Source organism: Paenibacillus sp. S29, from assembly GCF_049319765.1.
GTDB classification, from domain to species: Bacteria; Bacillota; Bacilli; order Paenibacillales; family Paenibacillaceae; genus Paenibacillus; species Paenibacillus polymyxa_B.
Genome location: NZ_JBMOUI010000011.1, coordinates 96,659 through 112,121, shown reverse-complemented (window position 1 = coordinate 112,121; position 15,463 = coordinate 96,659). Strand labels below are relative to the sequence as shown.

At 46.2% G+C, this 15,463-nt stretch carries 12 protein-coding genes; 7 read left to right on the top strand and 5 right to left on the bottom strand.

The features are described 5' to 3' along the window. Positions 1-251: 251 nt before the first annotated feature. Complete coding sequence (locus ACL9RM_RS18620; RefSeq protein WP_061831913.1) at positions 252-1,505, bottom strand: cation:dicarboxylate symporter family transporter; 1,254 nt, start codon at positions 1,503-1,505, stop codon at positions 252-254. Positions 1,506-1,716: 211 nt separating this feature from the next. On the opposite strand from ACL9RM_RS18620, the gene ACL9RM_RS18615 reads away from it, so the two are divergent. Both ACL9RM_RS18615 and ACL9RM_RS18610 read left to right on the top strand, forming a co-directional pair. Beyond that, complete coding sequence (locus ACL9RM_RS18615) at positions 1,717-3,021, top strand: sensor histidine kinase (RefSeq protein ID WP_250267207.1); 1,305 nt, start codon at positions 1,717-1,719, stop codon at positions 3,019-3,021. Between the two features lie 5 nt (positions 3,022-3,026). Continuing rightward, a complete protein-coding gene (locus tag ACL9RM_RS18610) occupies positions 3,027-3,956 on the top strand; it encodes a response regulator (protein WP_061831911.1) in 930 nt (309 codons plus the stop codon). Positions 3,957-4,158: 202 nt separating this feature from the next. Here the strand turns inward: ACL9RM_RS18610 and ACL9RM_RS18605 are convergent, their stop codons facing one another. Then, complete coding sequence (locus ACL9RM_RS18605; RefSeq protein ID WP_250267206.1) at positions 4,159-4,662, bottom strand: MarR family transcriptional regulator; 504 nt, start codon at positions 4,660-4,662, stop codon at positions 4,159-4,161. Positions 4,663-4,765: 103 nt separating this feature from the next. Beyond that, positions 4,766-6,265: a monooxygenase gene (locus tag ACL9RM_RS18600; RefSeq protein ID WP_250267205.1), complete on the bottom strand. Its 1,500-nt coding sequence runs from the start codon at positions 6,263-6,265 to the stop codon at positions 4,766-4,768. Between the two features lie 309 nt (positions 6,266-6,574). Here ACL9RM_RS18600 and ACL9RM_RS18595 point away from each other — a divergent pair, with 309 nt between their 5' ends. Both ACL9RM_RS18595 and ACL9RM_RS18590 read left to right on the top strand, forming a co-directional pair. Further along, the gene (locus tag ACL9RM_RS18595) at positions 6,575-7,072 is read left to right on the top strand and encodes a DinB family protein (RefSeq protein ID WP_023986557.1); all 498 of its coding nucleotides are present in this window, start codon (positions 6,575-6,577) and stop codon (positions 7,070-7,072) included. Positions 7,073-7,276: 204 nt separating this feature from the next. Further along, positions 7,277-8,476: an MFS transporter gene (locus tag ACL9RM_RS18590; protein ID WP_250267204.1), complete on the top strand. Its 1,200-nt coding sequence runs from the start codon at positions 7,277-7,279 to the stop codon at positions 8,474-8,476. Positions 8,477-8,497: 21 nt separating this feature from the next. Here the strand turns inward: ACL9RM_RS18590 and ACL9RM_RS18585 are convergent, their stop codons facing one another. Then, the gene (locus ACL9RM_RS18585) at positions 8,498-9,319 is read right to left on the bottom strand and encodes an endonuclease/exonuclease/phosphatase family protein (RefSeq protein WP_250267203.1); all 822 of its coding nucleotides are present in this window, start codon (positions 9,317-9,319) and stop codon (positions 8,498-8,500) included. 5 nt (positions 9,320-9,324) lie between these two features. Then, the gene (locus ACL9RM_RS18580; RefSeq protein WP_250259879.1) at positions 9,325-10,989 is read right to left on the bottom strand and encodes a PTS transporter subunit IIBC; all 1,665 of its coding nucleotides are present in this window, start codon (positions 10,987-10,989) and stop codon (positions 9,325-9,327) included. Between the two features lie 242 nt (positions 10,990-11,231). On the opposite strand from ACL9RM_RS18580, the gene ACL9RM_RS18575 reads away from it, so the two are divergent. The 3 genes from ACL9RM_RS18575 (at position 11,232) to pgmB (ending at position 15,368) form a co-directional block, all read left to right on the top strand. Then, positions 11,232-12,239, top strand: a complete 1,008-nt coding sequence (locus ACL9RM_RS18575) for a LacI family DNA-binding transcriptional regulator (RefSeq protein WP_103048414.1) — start codon at positions 11,232-11,234, stop codon at positions 12,237-12,239. Positions 12,240-12,394: 155 nt separating this feature from the next. After that, positions 12,395-14,677: a glycoside hydrolase family 65 protein gene (locus tag ACL9RM_RS18570; RefSeq protein WP_414126437.1), complete on the top strand. Its 2,283-nt coding sequence runs from the start codon at positions 12,395-12,397 to the stop codon at positions 14,675-14,677. A 25-nt stretch (positions 14,678-14,702) separates the two neighbouring features. Next, complete coding sequence (pgmB, locus tag ACL9RM_RS18565; protein ID WP_025722091.1) at positions 14,703-15,368, top strand: beta-phosphoglucomutase; 666 nt, start codon at positions 14,703-14,705, stop codon at positions 15,366-15,368. Positions 15,369-15,463 lie beyond the last annotated feature (95 nt).

Here is a 15,463-nt window from a genome sequence, read left to right as displayed (position 1 = left end):
TCTTCCCTTCTAAGCCAATATATAAAACGATATAGTATAATATCGGAATTTTATTAAGAATCATTATAAATAAATCTAAAATTGCATAGGTAATAAGAATCGTTTTTATGTCCATATACCTATATATTCATACAAAAAACATCGAAAAATGTCGAAAAAGGAAAGGCCTTAATAAGTCTGGAAATGAAAAGAACACCTTCGCATTACTTCGCAAAAGTGCTCTTTCTGGCAACTCTTCAGTTCGTTGCATCTTATTTAATTGAAGCAACGTATTCCTCGCCCTTTTCTTTATCATATTGGCCTTCCCATTTGGACATGACCACAGCGGCAAGCGAGTTACCTAATACATTGACTACCGTACGCGCCATATCCAGAATGCGATCAATACCAGCAATAAAAGCCAACCCCTCCAGCGGGAGGTTCACTGCTCCAAGTGTAGCGAGCAAAACGACAAAGGAAGCACCTGGCACCCCTGCAATACCTTTGGAGGAAATAATCAAAACTAGCACCAGCGTGATTTGTGTCGTGATTGGCAGGTCAATTCCGTACATTTGGGCAATAAAAATCGCAGCCAGTGCCTGATACAGGGTGGAACCGTCCAGATTAAAAGAATACCCAATCGGAATGACAAAGGACGTAATTCCTTTAGGACATCCGAACTTCTCCATCTTCTCCATGATCTTAGGCAAAACACTTTCCGAACTGGCCGTCGAATATGCAAGCAACAGCTCACTTTTCAAAATTTTAACCATGGTCCAGAGACGGGTACCGCAAAGCTTGGCGATAATTCCAAAAACAATCACAATGAACAGTATCATGGAGCCGTACACCGACAAAACAAGCTTCAATAAAGGCCATAACGAGGCCAATCCAAACTTGGCCACTGTCGTTCCAATCAGGGCAAATACACCGAACGGAGCCAGGCGCATGACCTGATTGGTTACCCAGAACATAGCGTCGGCTACGCCTTCAAAGAAATTCAGCACAGGCTTGCCTTTGTCACCAATCGCCGCTACCCCTAGTCCAAACAGTACGGAGAAGAATATAATAGCCAGCATATCTCCCTCGCCCAGGGCGTGAATAACATTGGTAGGAACAATATGCACAATCGTATCTATAAAGCTATGGCCTGACTTCTCTGCAGTCTCTACATAGGAATGGATATCACTCTTGGCCAGGTGGGACATGTCCACGCCGTCACCTGGTCGAACCAAGTTGGCAACAAGCAGTCCGAAAAGGATGGCGATTGTCGTTACAATCTCAAAGTAAAGGATCGACTTTCCGCCGAGTTTACCCAGTTTCTTCATATCTCCGACGCCGGCTACGCCGATAATGAGCGTTGAGATCACAATAGGCACCACAATCATCTTGATCAAGCGGATGAAAATATCACCGATTGGCTTTAAGTAGACTTCCACCCCTGAATTGCCGTAAAATAAGGCACCAATAATAATACCTAAAGCCAGACCGATAAAGATTTGCATCGTCAAATTAATCTTTTTCACTTCGCGTCCCCCCTGGCTGATTTGTATATTTTTGCAGTATGCTGTTCTTAATATTCAAATGATGTTATTTATACTACAATCTGATCTATAAAAAACGACAATTATCTACAGCTGCATTTATTTTTTTCTATAAATTCACAAACTTTAACGGCGAGCCTGTGAATTTAGCTCACATTGCCTTTCTGACTGAATACCCAGGAGGTGAATATGGATGAAGTTGAATACGCTCCTTTTCCTGCTCATGCTTGTATTTGTACCGCTCGCAGGTGAGCTGAATATTCACCCGTTCGCTAATACATTCCGTCTCAGCTTTGGTACGCCTGTATTTTTTTTCTTTCTGTTATCTATTCGTCATATTCCGCCTGCATTATCGGGAGTGCTTGCAGGGATAGCGGTAGTCGCCTTTCGCATCTTACTCAATCATTACACTCAGCCCGGCCTTCCCTTTGAAGAGTTGCTGACACTGCACGGCCCTACCTTTTTTTATTACATGGTCTACGGCCTGCTCTTCCAGGTCCTTAACATTAATGCTGAGCCTTACCGCGCACTCCGCGTGGGCATCCTCTCTGTAGGGATTGAGGTTGCCGCAAGTGTGTCGGAACTTAGCGTCCGGTGGAGCATGGACGGCGATTTCTGGGACATCATTAAGATCAGCAAAGTAGCTTTCATGGCTATGATCCGCAGCTTCTTCGTGCTTGGGTTTTATAATATGATTCGGTTAAATCAATCGGTCCAGCATGAAGAGGCACAAAGGCAGCAGACGGAGCGAATTTTACTCCTTGTATCGGACTTGTATGAGGAGTCGGTCCAGTTAGGCAAAACGCTGTCACATGCAGAACAAATCACTCGTGAAAGCTACGAGCTGTACCGTGAGTTGCAGCAGGATGAATCTCTGAAGGATAGAGAACATTACGCCAGACAGGCACTTCGTATTTCTGGACAGGTTCACGAGATCAAAAAAGACAGCCAGCGGATTTTTGCTGGTTTGTCCAAGCTGATTGATGCCGAAAGCGGAGTGCATTACATGGCTTCTCAAGAGCTTGGGGAGCTAATTATCCGAACGAACAGCAAATACGCCCAATCGCTGGACAAGTCTATTCGTTTTACCCTAGATGTCGATCCTTTGTTGCCCAAGCTGCATGTTTATACCGTTTTGACACTTATTAATAACCTGACAGCCAATGCGGTTGAAGCGATGAAGGACAGTGGAAGGGTTGACGTTTCCATTCGCTTTCTAGCGGGAAAAGAGGATATAGCTTCCTTTAGTGTTACCGACAACGGTCCGGGTATTCCTGAACGGAAACGGGAAATGGTCTTCACACCAGGGTATACGACCAAGTATGATGAGGAAGGACAGCCGTCGACCGGTATGGGATTGTTTTATGTACGTGAGGTCGCGGAGAGCCTTGGAGGAACGATTGAACTGCAACAGGATGAAGAAGAGAATACAGATAGATTACAGACCACTTTTAGAATTACATTGCCTTTACGGAAACTGACGGAGAAAGGAAGATAGCCCGGATGCGTTTTTATATTGTGGATGACGATCAGGGAATTCGTTCTATGCTGGCAGACATTATTGAAGACGAAGGTCTAGGAGAAGTCATCGGGGAAGCAGAGGATGGTACCTACGTGAATAGCGGCCTCCTGGAACTGAACCGGATTGATGTATTGCTGATTGACTTGCTGATGCCGCTTCGTGACGGCATTCAGACCGTGCGTGCACTCGGCGATCAATTCAGCGGCAAAATCATTATGATTTCTCGCATCGAATCCAAAAACATGATCGGCGAGGCATACTCGCTCGGTATTGAATATTATGTGGCCAAGCCTTTGAATCGACTGGAGATTATTGCAGTTATTCATAAGGTGGCTGAGCGTCTGCGCATGCAGCAGTCGATTACGGATATTCAGCGCACGCTTCAAGGGTTGTCGATGTTCACAACGAATAACCCAACGGCAACAATTGAACCGACCCGAAACATCGTAACTTCCGGGCAGTTTCTGCTCTCCGAAATGGGGATGATCGGCGAAGCCGGGAGTATGGATTTACTGGACATGCTGGAATTTCTGGACCAGTATGAGGAGGAAACAGGCAATTTATCTCCCTATCTGTTCCCGCCGTTGAAGGATATATTTGCTAATGTAGCGTCCAAACGGTTAGGGGCTTCAGCCTCAGCAGTAGAGCTGAGTAAGGAAATCAAAGCATCGGAGCAACGTGTCCGCCGTGCTATTTTCCAGACGCTAAGCCATATAGTATCGCTCGGATTGACTGACTATACCCATCCTAAATTTGAAAATTATGCATCCAAATTTTTTGATTTTACAGAAATCCGCAAAAAAATGCTGGAGCTGCAAAACAATGTGGAGCCTTCACTGTCCCAAGCCCGCATTAATACGAAAAAGTTCGTACAGGTGCTCTATATGGAAGCAAAACGGCTATTACACTAAGCATTTTGCATAAATCCCAAGAGTATTTACAAATCAGCAATATATAGATCGGAACGGGTTAGTCCGTCTATATATTGTACCCTCGAGCGTTGGGAATCCAATTATGCAAAATGCTGACATTAAAAGAAAAGCACCTGCATCTCCCCATGTATCTATTACTTGGAGATTAACAGGTGCCCATCGTTGATGATTCGATATCCCTTTAGTCCAGACTCTTGCCCTGCCACTCCATAGCTTCCAAGAGATCTACACCATCGGACAGCAGACGTTTCAAGACATTCAGATCTTCCGAGCTATAACGATTTAAAAATTGAAATAACTGCTGCTGTACCTTAACATGCAGTCGTTCATGCACAAGAAAGAGTCTTTTCCCCAACGGGGTTAACCGAAAATAAATTTCTTTCTTGTTGTCGTTAAGCTGGGTTCTGCGAATCCAGCCTTCCTTGAGCAGCTTGGTGCTGACTTTCGAAACTGTACCCTTGCTCAGCTCAATTCGATCCGCTAATGTCGTAACATTAATCGGCTCATGCCGCCCGATACAATCCATAACGTGCACATCCGTCATATTGAGCGAAGTCATTCCATCAAAGTGCTCGCGGATTTCTTCGAGAAAGGTCATGCTCTCTCTTTGCTGATGCTGCTCCCACTGATGATTCATCTTAATAAGCAAATCATAGACATGCTGAACCGATGTCGCCTTTTCCATACGAACAAGTAGTCACTCCTTTGGCATACTCCTCCTTTCATTATAGCCCACATTTGTTTCACAAGAAACAATATGGTCATGTTATGAACATACCCTTTCCCCTTTATACCAATGTGGCAATGCCGTCCTTAATCACACTCAATATATCCGTTTGTTTCATAGAAATGGCCCAAGCGATATACCCATCCGGACGGATGAGAACCGTATGCACATCTCTCCATCCCACGGGCAATTCTTCGGCTACGGCCTCCACATATGAAATATGTGAAAGTGAGCTATGGCGAAACTCATTCGATACCTCATTATCCTGTGCAAGATGGAGAAGTACAAAGCAGCCTTCATGAAGAAGATCGTAAGCATACGATGTCATTCCGTCAGGCAAATGCAATTCAAAATCAGCAAACCGTTTCCCGTTCAGTGGATGCTGCGGTATATTGCCAGCCGCCGGATAACATACATCCAGTGCACTAATCTGCTCTGCCATAGATTGATTAATTCCCGGATGGCGGAACCATTCCTCATGTAATTGGCGGTGTGCCAATACAGCAGGCGTAAAGCCCAATAAGCGGGTCTGAACCTCGGTATTCCGTAAGAACTGCGTATTAACCGGATAACGTTCGTCATGATAGCTACTCAGCAGCGTGTCTGGAGCCCAGCCACGAATCACTCCGGCCAGCTTCCATCCCAGATTTGCCGCCTCTTGCAAGCCAACATTCATTCCCTGCCCACCTGCTGGGAAGTGGATATGCGCAGCATCACCTGCTAGCAGGATTCTCCCTTTACGATAGGTCTGCGCCTGCCGCGTTGCATTCCCGAATCGAGATAACCAGCGAGGATTGGATACGCCAAGATCTGTACCGAGCAGATCATACAGTCCTGTCTGCACTTCTTCCAGCGTCACAGGTACGTCCTTCGGAATCTCCATCATTCGCGGTGTAGTCAAAATAACCCGATAAATATCTGAATATACGGGGGCAATCATCACCCCACCTCGTTCACTATATTCGGAATGTACGCCACTTTCAGGCGGATTGGCTAACTCTACATCTGCCAATACAGCGGTCAGAGTCGTATCCGTGCCCGGAAAAGCAATCCCGGCTTGTTTACGCACGATACTCCCAGCCCCATCCGCTCCTACGACATAAGCAGCAGTCATCACCGATACATTGGCTTGTGGTCCAGATGTGCATACACCTACCACCTCTACGCCCTGCTCGTGCTCTCGCACAGATACCACTTCCATGCCACGATGGACGACAACTCCCAGCTTGAGCGCATGCTCCTCGATCACTTGCTCTGTAATCACCTGTGGAATAAACAACGTGTAATTAGAAGAACTATCAAGCACAGAAAAATCCAAGCGGGTATTCAGCATTGAAAAGTGACCCGTACGTATAGGTCTGCCGCGCTTCATAAACCGCTCCTTCAATCCACGCATATCAAACATCTCAAGCGTCCGTGGATGTAGCGTAAGCGCACGCGACTGGCCACTAGGCTCCTCTAAACGTTCAATTACACATACGCTTACGCTTGCTAATGCCAACTCAGCAGCTAACCACATTCCAACAGGTCCGCCGCCTACTACAATCACTTCGTAATCCATGTTCACACCCCTATTTAAAATCTTTATTCCCACCATCTAATTGTTTCGCATGAAACAATATATACATACAGAAAGCTCCCCTTAACATTTCCGTATATATCAAACAAACATATACAGCCATTTTTTATTGTTTCTATTGAAACAATATTATTGTAATTTAATTGATAACAATTATCAACCACTTTATTAAAAAGATTTCTACCCTTTACTTTAAATCATGCATTCATTTCCATTTTATAAAATATAATTGTATAATCGTAAAATGAGAATAAGCTAGAAACAAGTTCTCCATAGAAGGGATGATGATACATGTCGGATGCAAACCAATTATTCGGTCAAGCACTGGTTAAATCACTGGTCGGGGAACGTGGACATATTCGAGTAGCTCGGGCTTTACCAGACATCGACGTCGAGCTGGCAGGGAAGAAAAATGCAGAAATGCCTTACAGCATTTATCAACTGCTGAAGCATATGATTTACTGGCAGCAGTTCATGCTGGAGCATTTGGAAGGACGGAAGCCCCAGCTTCCGGGCAATGTCATGGAAAGCTGGCCCGAAGAGACTGGACCGCAAAGCGAAGAGGCATGGCAGGCTGTCATTAACGAATTTTTACAGGGCGTAGATCAGGCTGTGCAGATTGCCGAAACCGCGCAACTGGATGATTCACTAGCTCATTTTCCAGGTGAAACGAAAGCAGGACTACTGCGGAATATCGCTTCCCACAATTCATATCATTTGGGTGAAATCGTGCTGCTACGCCGGATTTATGGAGCTTGGCCACCACCAGGAGGCGGCTTTCCAGCCTAAAGGCAACACCACGCTCTAATCAAGCTTTCCCCCATCCGCTGCTCCATACCTCCATCATTGCAATGGGATTTAGGCACCGCGAGGAACTCGCTTGCGTACCCTATATGGGAACCTGCTAACTCGATCTGAAGCCGTTAACCCGTAATCAGGTGGAATCCGAATAACGGTTCCCATGATGCAAGATCAAAGAGAGGTTTCGAGGTTATGGTGAGACACTTATATTTAAATCGTAATATCGCCTGTATGATCGTTATTAGCCTTATTGCTAACATGAGTGGGAGTATGATCCTTCCACTCTTTGCTATTTATGTAGAGCAATTCGGGATATCTACACTCGGCATGAGCATTTTATTTTCTCTATTTTATGTAGGTAGATTTCTTGGTGGAGGCTTGGCAGGACGAATTTATGAAAAGATTGGCGCAAAACGCTTGGGGTTGAGCTTACTCATTGCTGAAATCGCTTGTATGCTCCTGTTTCCGATTGCAACAAGCTTCATCATTCTATCCATACTGAGGCTCCTCCAAGGCTTGGTAGCCATAGGGCTAACCGTCTTTGTAAGAGTCACGATCAACCATATGAGCACCGCAGATAATCGAGGCATGCTCAATGGATATATCAGCAGCAGTGAAGGTGCCGGTATGATTTTAGGGCCTCTTATGAGTGGAGCTATTGTTTCTTATTTTTCTTTATCCATTCCGTTTTATTTCGTTGCTATTTTCTCATGTATATCCTTCGTTGCCGTCTCCAGAATGACTTTCCCCAGTCTCTCTTCCAAACCTCAGCAACAGCACGCACCCCTTCATGAGTCGAAAAGAAAAACCATGCTAACGAAACAGCTACTGCTCTATTCCACCGTTCATTTCCTTGAAATGAGTGCATTCGCTATATTTTTAACGTACTTCTCCATATATGCAACCTACAAGCTCCATTGGAGCCCCGCAGAAATTAGCTTAGCTTTTACAATTATCGGCATATCGACCTTCATATCAGCCCCCTTTATTGGCAAACTATCTGATCTACTTAAGGATCGCTTGATGCTTTGTATCATCGGTCTATTGTTGATCATGGTGGAAATCATCTTATTTCTTTGGTTCACAGAACCGTGGATCGTATACTTAGGGATGTTCATCGGAGGTATAGGAGGAGCCAGCTATCTGGATTCCTTTTACTCGCAACTAGGGGATGTTATTCCTGAGGAGAATAGAAGCTCATTTATCGGCAACGTTGTATCTTTGTCTGAATTGGGGGCCATTGTGTCTCCGATCATCGCAGGTGCACTCATAGAACAGTTTAGCATCAACACTCCCTTTTACTACAATTTGATTTTGGTGTTGATCGCTATAGTTATCCAATATGTCATTCGATTCAAGTCGAAATCTATAAGAAAAAGGCCAATTGCATAAGCAACTGGCCTCCTTTCTTTCTCACAGCTCCAACTCAACTGCAACCCCAAAATGATCCGATACAACTGGTCCCGTTTTCCCGTTCAGTACAACGGTTGAGGATTGAACCTGTGCAGCCTTATTGGAGAAGATAAAGTCAATACGGAGCGGCTCCGCATTACTTTCCCAACCAGCAATAGCTTTAATCACCGTGTGGCCTTCATCACGTACTGCTGCATTCGGATAGGTGTCCGACCAGCCGGATTGCAGTACATAGTCATATCCTTCTCCGCGTACTTCAGCCGCGTTGTTGAAATCACCCATCATAAACACAGGAGTCGGAGCAAAAGAATTTAGCACTTTTGTTGTACGATCCCATAGTCCACGGAAGGATTCTTCATCATTCCACCAGTTATAATGTCCACTTACAAACCAGGCCTGCACTCCGTCCACCACAGTTTGAACGCCGACAATTTTACGTGAGCGGTAGTTGTCATAATCCTGTAGTGAGGAAACATATTCGTTCACCGTAGCTGTAATCGGTGTTTTGGACAGAATCGCCAAACCCTCGTCGTATTTGGCAAAACCAACATGTGCGGGAGCCCACGTCCACTGATAAGCATCGGACAATAGCCCGTTCAGCACATAAGCATAGTTATCACGCTTAATGACAACTTCAGGATCTGCGCTATAATAAGCGCCCAAATCGTCCGGCGACAAAGGAGCCTCTTCCATGGACTGGTTCACTTCCTGCAAAGCAATGACATCAAACTGCTGTTCATCAATAAAAGCAGCCAGCTGCTTTAGCTTATCATGCTGGTTTTCTTCCATCCAAGCATGTGCATTTAAGGTTAACAACTTCAAAGTAATCACCTGTTGAGTATGTCTTGTATATCTGATTTAAGCACATCGGCCTTCGGTCCGTAAACCGCCTGCACCCCATTATCTACTTTTATCAAGCCCAAGGCACCCAGCGCTTTCCACGTCTTTTCGTCCCCAACGGCATCCGTATCCTTCACCGTCACACGCAGACGGGTCATGCAAGCGTCCACCTCGACAATGTTCTGCTCACCCCCAAGCGTCTTGATGATATCCGTAGCCAGTTGATTTTGAGTGGAAACAGCTGCCACACCCTCTGTCTTTGTACTCCCAGCCACGGAAGTCCCTTGAGGCTCCTCATCCGTATAGTTCCCCAGTCTTCCCGGCGTAGCCATTTTGAATTTACCGATCATAAAATACGCGATAAAGTAGGTTGCTACCGCAAACACCACACAAGTCAGCACGAAGTTAATAATATCCTGCACCAAACCCGCATTTATAGACAACGGCATTCGGGTCAGCAGTTCAATCATACCAAACGAATGCAAACGCAAATGTATGATGTCGGCCATTCCGAACGCAATACCGGTAAGAATAGCATAAACTACATACAGCACAGGCGCCACGAACATAAACATGAATTCCAGTGGCTCCGTCACCCCTGTTAAAAAGACAGCTGCGGCTGCCGAAAAGATCATCGACTTGTACTTGCTGCGTTTATCTTTGTCTACACGGCGATACATAGCCACCGCTAGTCCCATAAGGATTCCTGCTCCACCGATCATTTGTCCTACCTTGAAGCGGGCAGGCGTCACGCCTTCCAACAAGCTATTGTAGGCTGTCGGATCAGTACCACGAAGCGCACTCAGGTCACTTGCCCAAGCCAGCCACAGCGGGTCTTGCCCGGCAACGACGCTTCCTGCCCCGGAACCCGTAAGTGTCGTGTAAACGCCACCAAGTTGAGTATAGTTAATAGGAACGGTCAGCATATGGTGAAGTCCAAAAGGAATTAGTAGTCTTTCCAGTGTACCATAGACAAATGGCGCTACAAAAGGAGCCGACTCCCCTGAGGTCGCTAACCAAATACCGAACTGATTAATCCCCCCCTGAACAAATGGCCAGATGGCAGACATGATCAAACTTACGATGACAGACCATAAAATCACGACAAAAGGAACAAAACGTTTGCCGTTAAAAAAAGCTAAAGCGTCTGGCAGCTTGCGGTAATTGTAGTACTTGTTAAATACCACGGCTCCGACAAAGCCGGAGATGATACCGACAAACACACCCATATTAAGTGCAGGTGCCCCTAAGACAGAGGTAAAATAGCCACTAACCGGAATGGATGCACCAAAAAGAGTGTGGGTGGTGGCACCCTCCTGGGTTAGCATTTTCGAGGACACACCCAAAATCGTTCCTGTTGAAATATTAATGAGAATAAAGGCAATTAGGGCCGCAAAAGCTCCGCCCGCCCGTTCCTTAGCCCAGGAACCACCAATCGCCACGGCAAACAGTATGTGTAAATTATTGATAATACCCCAACCCAAATTCTCCATAACCCCGCCGACGGTCAACCAGAAATGGATATCACCAGCCAACATCGCCACTACTTTACCAAGCGAAATCATAATCCCGGCTGCCGGCATAACAGCAACAACCACTAGCAGTGCTTTCCCGAGCTTTTGCCAAAAATCAAATGATAGAAGTTTTTTCATGCTCCTTCAATCCCCATCCCTTATAGTATGTACAGCGTTGTTTGTACCCTATAAACATTATGCAATCGGTTGCACAATTATTATAATGATATCGCTTTCTATTGGCAATACCCTAATTGTAAATATCTTGGCTAATGATCATAGAAATACTCGAAAAAGCCGCGAATTTGTTGATTTTCGAGCAATATCGTATGATAGAACATAATATTTCCTGCTTGAGATAGCAAAAGGAGACGAAGACGATGGCAGTAACCATCAAAGATGTCGCAAAACGTGCTAATGTTGCTACTTCCACCGTATCCCGTGTCATTCAAGACAGCCCCAAAATCAGCGAAGCGACCAAGGCACGTGTCCGTAAAGAAATGAAGGCGCTTGGCTATGAACCCAACTATTCAGCTCAGAGTCTGGCTAACCGTGTCACACAGTCAATTGGCATTATTATGCCTGAATCGGATGTGGCAATCTTTCAAAATCCGTTCTTTCCGGAAAGCCTTCGCGGGATCAGCGAATGGGTGAATGAGCACAACTATACACTGTCCATTGTCACAGGAAAAACGAGTGATGAATTGCTATCCCGCGTGAAGCTGATGACCCGGACCGGACGTGTTGACGGCTATATTGTTCTGTACTCCAAACAAAAAGATAGCATTGTGGAGTATCTTCATAAAGAAAAAATACCTTACACCGTAATCGGTAAGCCTCAGCAATTTGTCAGTGAAACTACCCATGTAGATAACGATAACTACCAGGCTGCCAAGGATGTGGTCACTTATTTGACTGGGCTGAATCATCAGCACATTGCTTATGTTGGCGGTGATCATGAACACATCGTGAATATTGAAAGACTCCGAGGCTACCAGGATGCGTTGCGAGAGGCAGGCTTGCCTTTACCCAAGGAATACGTGGTCAGAGAGCCATTTAATCTGGAGGACATGCGGACATTATTGCAGGCCACCCCGCCGCCTACCGCGATGATCGTTAGCGACGACCTTGTAGCCATGGCAGTACAGAAAATGCTTTCTCAGCTAGGCGTGTCCATGCCAGAGCAGTTATCCATGGTGAGCTTCAATAATCTAATGCTAGCTGAGCTGATGAATCCCCCTCTGACTTCCGTGGATATTGATATCTTCACTCTAGGTTATCAGGCAGCCAAAAGCCTGATTGAAAAAATCGAGGACCCCAAGGAATTGACCAAGCACATCATTGTTCCCCACCGAATCGTGGAGCGCAAATCCAGCCAATTACTATGATTCTTAGCGGAAATGAACAAGAACTGATTTTGTGGAAACCCATAAAATCAGTTTTTTTGCGTTGACAGGGCAAACGGTTGCACTATATACTGAACTCGCTCATATACTGGTTTCGTTAAAACAACGATCTCATTTTCCGAGAGGGGTACGCAATCATGGTTTACAACCGATTATTTGACGTAGATAGCTGGAAGCTGACAACACACACTCTACATAGCACACACATGCGATTACAGGAAAGCATAACGTCCATAGGCAACGGTTATATGGGCATGCGCGGCAATTTTGAAGAAGCTTATTCAGGTGATCATCATCAGGGAACGTATATCTCCGGTGTATGGTTCCCCGACAAAACAAAGGTCGGCTGGTGGAAAAACGGCTATCCTGAATATTTTGGTAAGGTCATCAATGCCATGAACTTCATCGGCATCCGTCTGATCGTAAACCAAGAGGAAGTAGACTTATTTACGGCACACATCAGCGATTTTGTGCAGGAGTTGGACATGAAACAGGGTATCCTGCGACGCACCTGCACCGTGAACGATCAGGTTCGTATCACTACGGAGCGTTTTCTGAGCATCACCACTCGTGAGCTATGCCTGATTGATTACCAAGCAACGAATATAAGCGAGCAGCCTCTAACCATAGAGCTTGTCCCTTATTTGGACGGCAATACGAAGAATGAAGACACGAACTATGACGAGGTTTTTTGGTTGGAGGAGGCCCGAGAGGTTCAAGAACAATTCATCAGCCTGTCCACAACAACTATAGATAATCCCTTCGGTATTCCGCGCTTTACCGTAAACGCTACCATGGGTATTGTGACCGAGGGACAGGATCTGCAGACGACGGAAGAGAGCTTTTTGTATGCTGCACGCCACTATCAATACAGCGTCGCTCCGGGCGACAGTATCCAGCTGCAAAAAATTGTGGCGGTTACCACCTCACGGGATATGGAAAAGGATGCACTGATTCCACAAGCTGAACGCATCGCTGTGGAGGCTGTGAACAAAGGCTACACCTCCCTCAAGCAGGAGCATGTCGCAGCTTGGGCCCGACGTTGGGACAAAGCAGATGTAGAAATCGAGGGAGATACAGAGGCCCAGCAGGGAATACGCTTTAACATTTTTCAACTGTTCTCTACGTACTACGGCGAAGATGCCCGTCTGAACATTGGTCCCAAGGGCTTTACAGGTGAAAAATATGGCGGTGCCACCTATTGGGACACAGAAGCATATGCCGTACCTATGTACCTGGCGCTCGCAGACCCGGATGTAACCCGAAATCTGCTGCTGTACCGTCACCAACAACTAGAGGGTGCCAAGCATAACGCAGCCCAGCAAGGGCTACGGGGTGCACTATACCCTATGGTCACTTTTACAGGTGTGGAGTGCCATAACGAATGGGAGATTACCTTTGAGGAAATCCACCGTAACGGGGCCATTGCGTATGCCATTTACAATTACACCAACTATACGGGGGACTCCTCCTACCTTCATCAGTACGGCATAGATGTACTGGTCGAAATTAGCCGCTTCTGGGCCGACCGGGTTCACTTTTCCAAAAGCCAGCAGCAGTATATGATCCACGGGGTTACCGGGCCGAACGAATACGAAAATAACGTCAATAACAACTGGTATACCAACACGCTGGCTGCATGGGTTTTGAAATATACCTTATCGGTCTTACCTCAAATTTCAGCAGAAAAATCAATGCATCTAGCGGTTACGGCTGATGAGCTTGCACATTGGCAGGATATCATCACTCACATGTATTATCCCTATGATGAGGAGCGGCAAGTCTTCGTACAGCACGATACCTTTATGGATAAGGATTTGCAGCCTGTATCCTCCCTTGATCCCAGCAACCTTCCACTAAATCAGAAATGGTCATGGGATAAAATCCTTCGTTCCTGCTTCATTAAGCAGGCAGATGTGCTGCAAGGGCTGTATTTCTTTGGAGACCAGTTTACGCTGGAAGAAAAAGCGCGCAATTTTGCATTTTACGAGCCAATGACTGTTCATGAATCCAGTCTGTCCCCGTCCATTCATGCCGTGCTGGCTGCCGAACTCAAAATGGAGGAAAAGGCAGTCGAGATGTATAAGCGGACGGCCCGTCTGGATCTGGATAACTACAATAACGATACCGAAGACGGACTTCATATCACTTCCATGACAGGAAGCTGGCTGGCGATTGTACAGGGATTTGCCGGGATGAGAACGTATCGTGAAACATTAAGCTTCTCCCCCTTCCTGCCTCAAGGCTGGAGCAAATATACGTTTAAAATCAACTATCGCGGTCGCTTGTTAAGTATTCTCGTACAGGAAAATGAAGTGATCATTACCCTGTTGGACGGAGAACCGCTGACGCTGGAGCTGTATGGAGAGCCAACGCACATTACCAGTGGACAGTCGTTAATGACGAACAGCGTTTCATAAATCGGGCAGACAGGGGGGAAACCAAATGAAAGCAGTCATTTTTGATCTGGACGGAGTCATTACAGATACCGCAGAATATCATTTTCAGGCATGGGGCAGCTTGGCGGCAGCGCTCAGCATCCCTTTTGATCGGGAATTTAATGAACAGTTAAAAGGAATCAGCCGTACGGAATCGCTCGACAAAATACTGGCGCGCGGTAACCTGTCCGATACGTTTTCAGAAGAAGGCAAGCAAGAACTGGCCACACGGAAAAATACGGAGTATCAGCGGCTCATCTCAGCTGTAACTCCCTCGGACATTCTTCCAGGCATTAAAGCGCTTCTGACAGAGCTTCGTGAAGCCCGAATCGGCATCGCGCTGGCCTCTGCAAGCAAAAATGCAGCATTTATCCTGGAGCGACTGGAGCTAGCGTACTATTTTGACAGTGTGGTGGATGTTACCGCCATTCGGCATGGCAAACCTGACCCGGAAATTTTCCTCACCGGAGCCGCAAATCTGGGCGTTCAGCCTGCCGACTGTATCGGTATAGAGGACGCACAGGCTGGCATACAGGCGATCAAAGGCGCCGGGATGTTCGCGGTCGGTGTAGGAACACCTTCGCAAATGCAAGGTGCGGATATCGTGGTAGCCACTACTGCCGAGCTTTCTCTGAGCATGTTGGAGGCACATTTCTACGAGTTCAAAAAGTGACCTCCACTCGGAGTAGTTTATATGGCGTTATCTTAGGGATAGAGCACTCTCGCCTCATATGTATGACCAACGACGGACACCACTGGTGTTCGTTT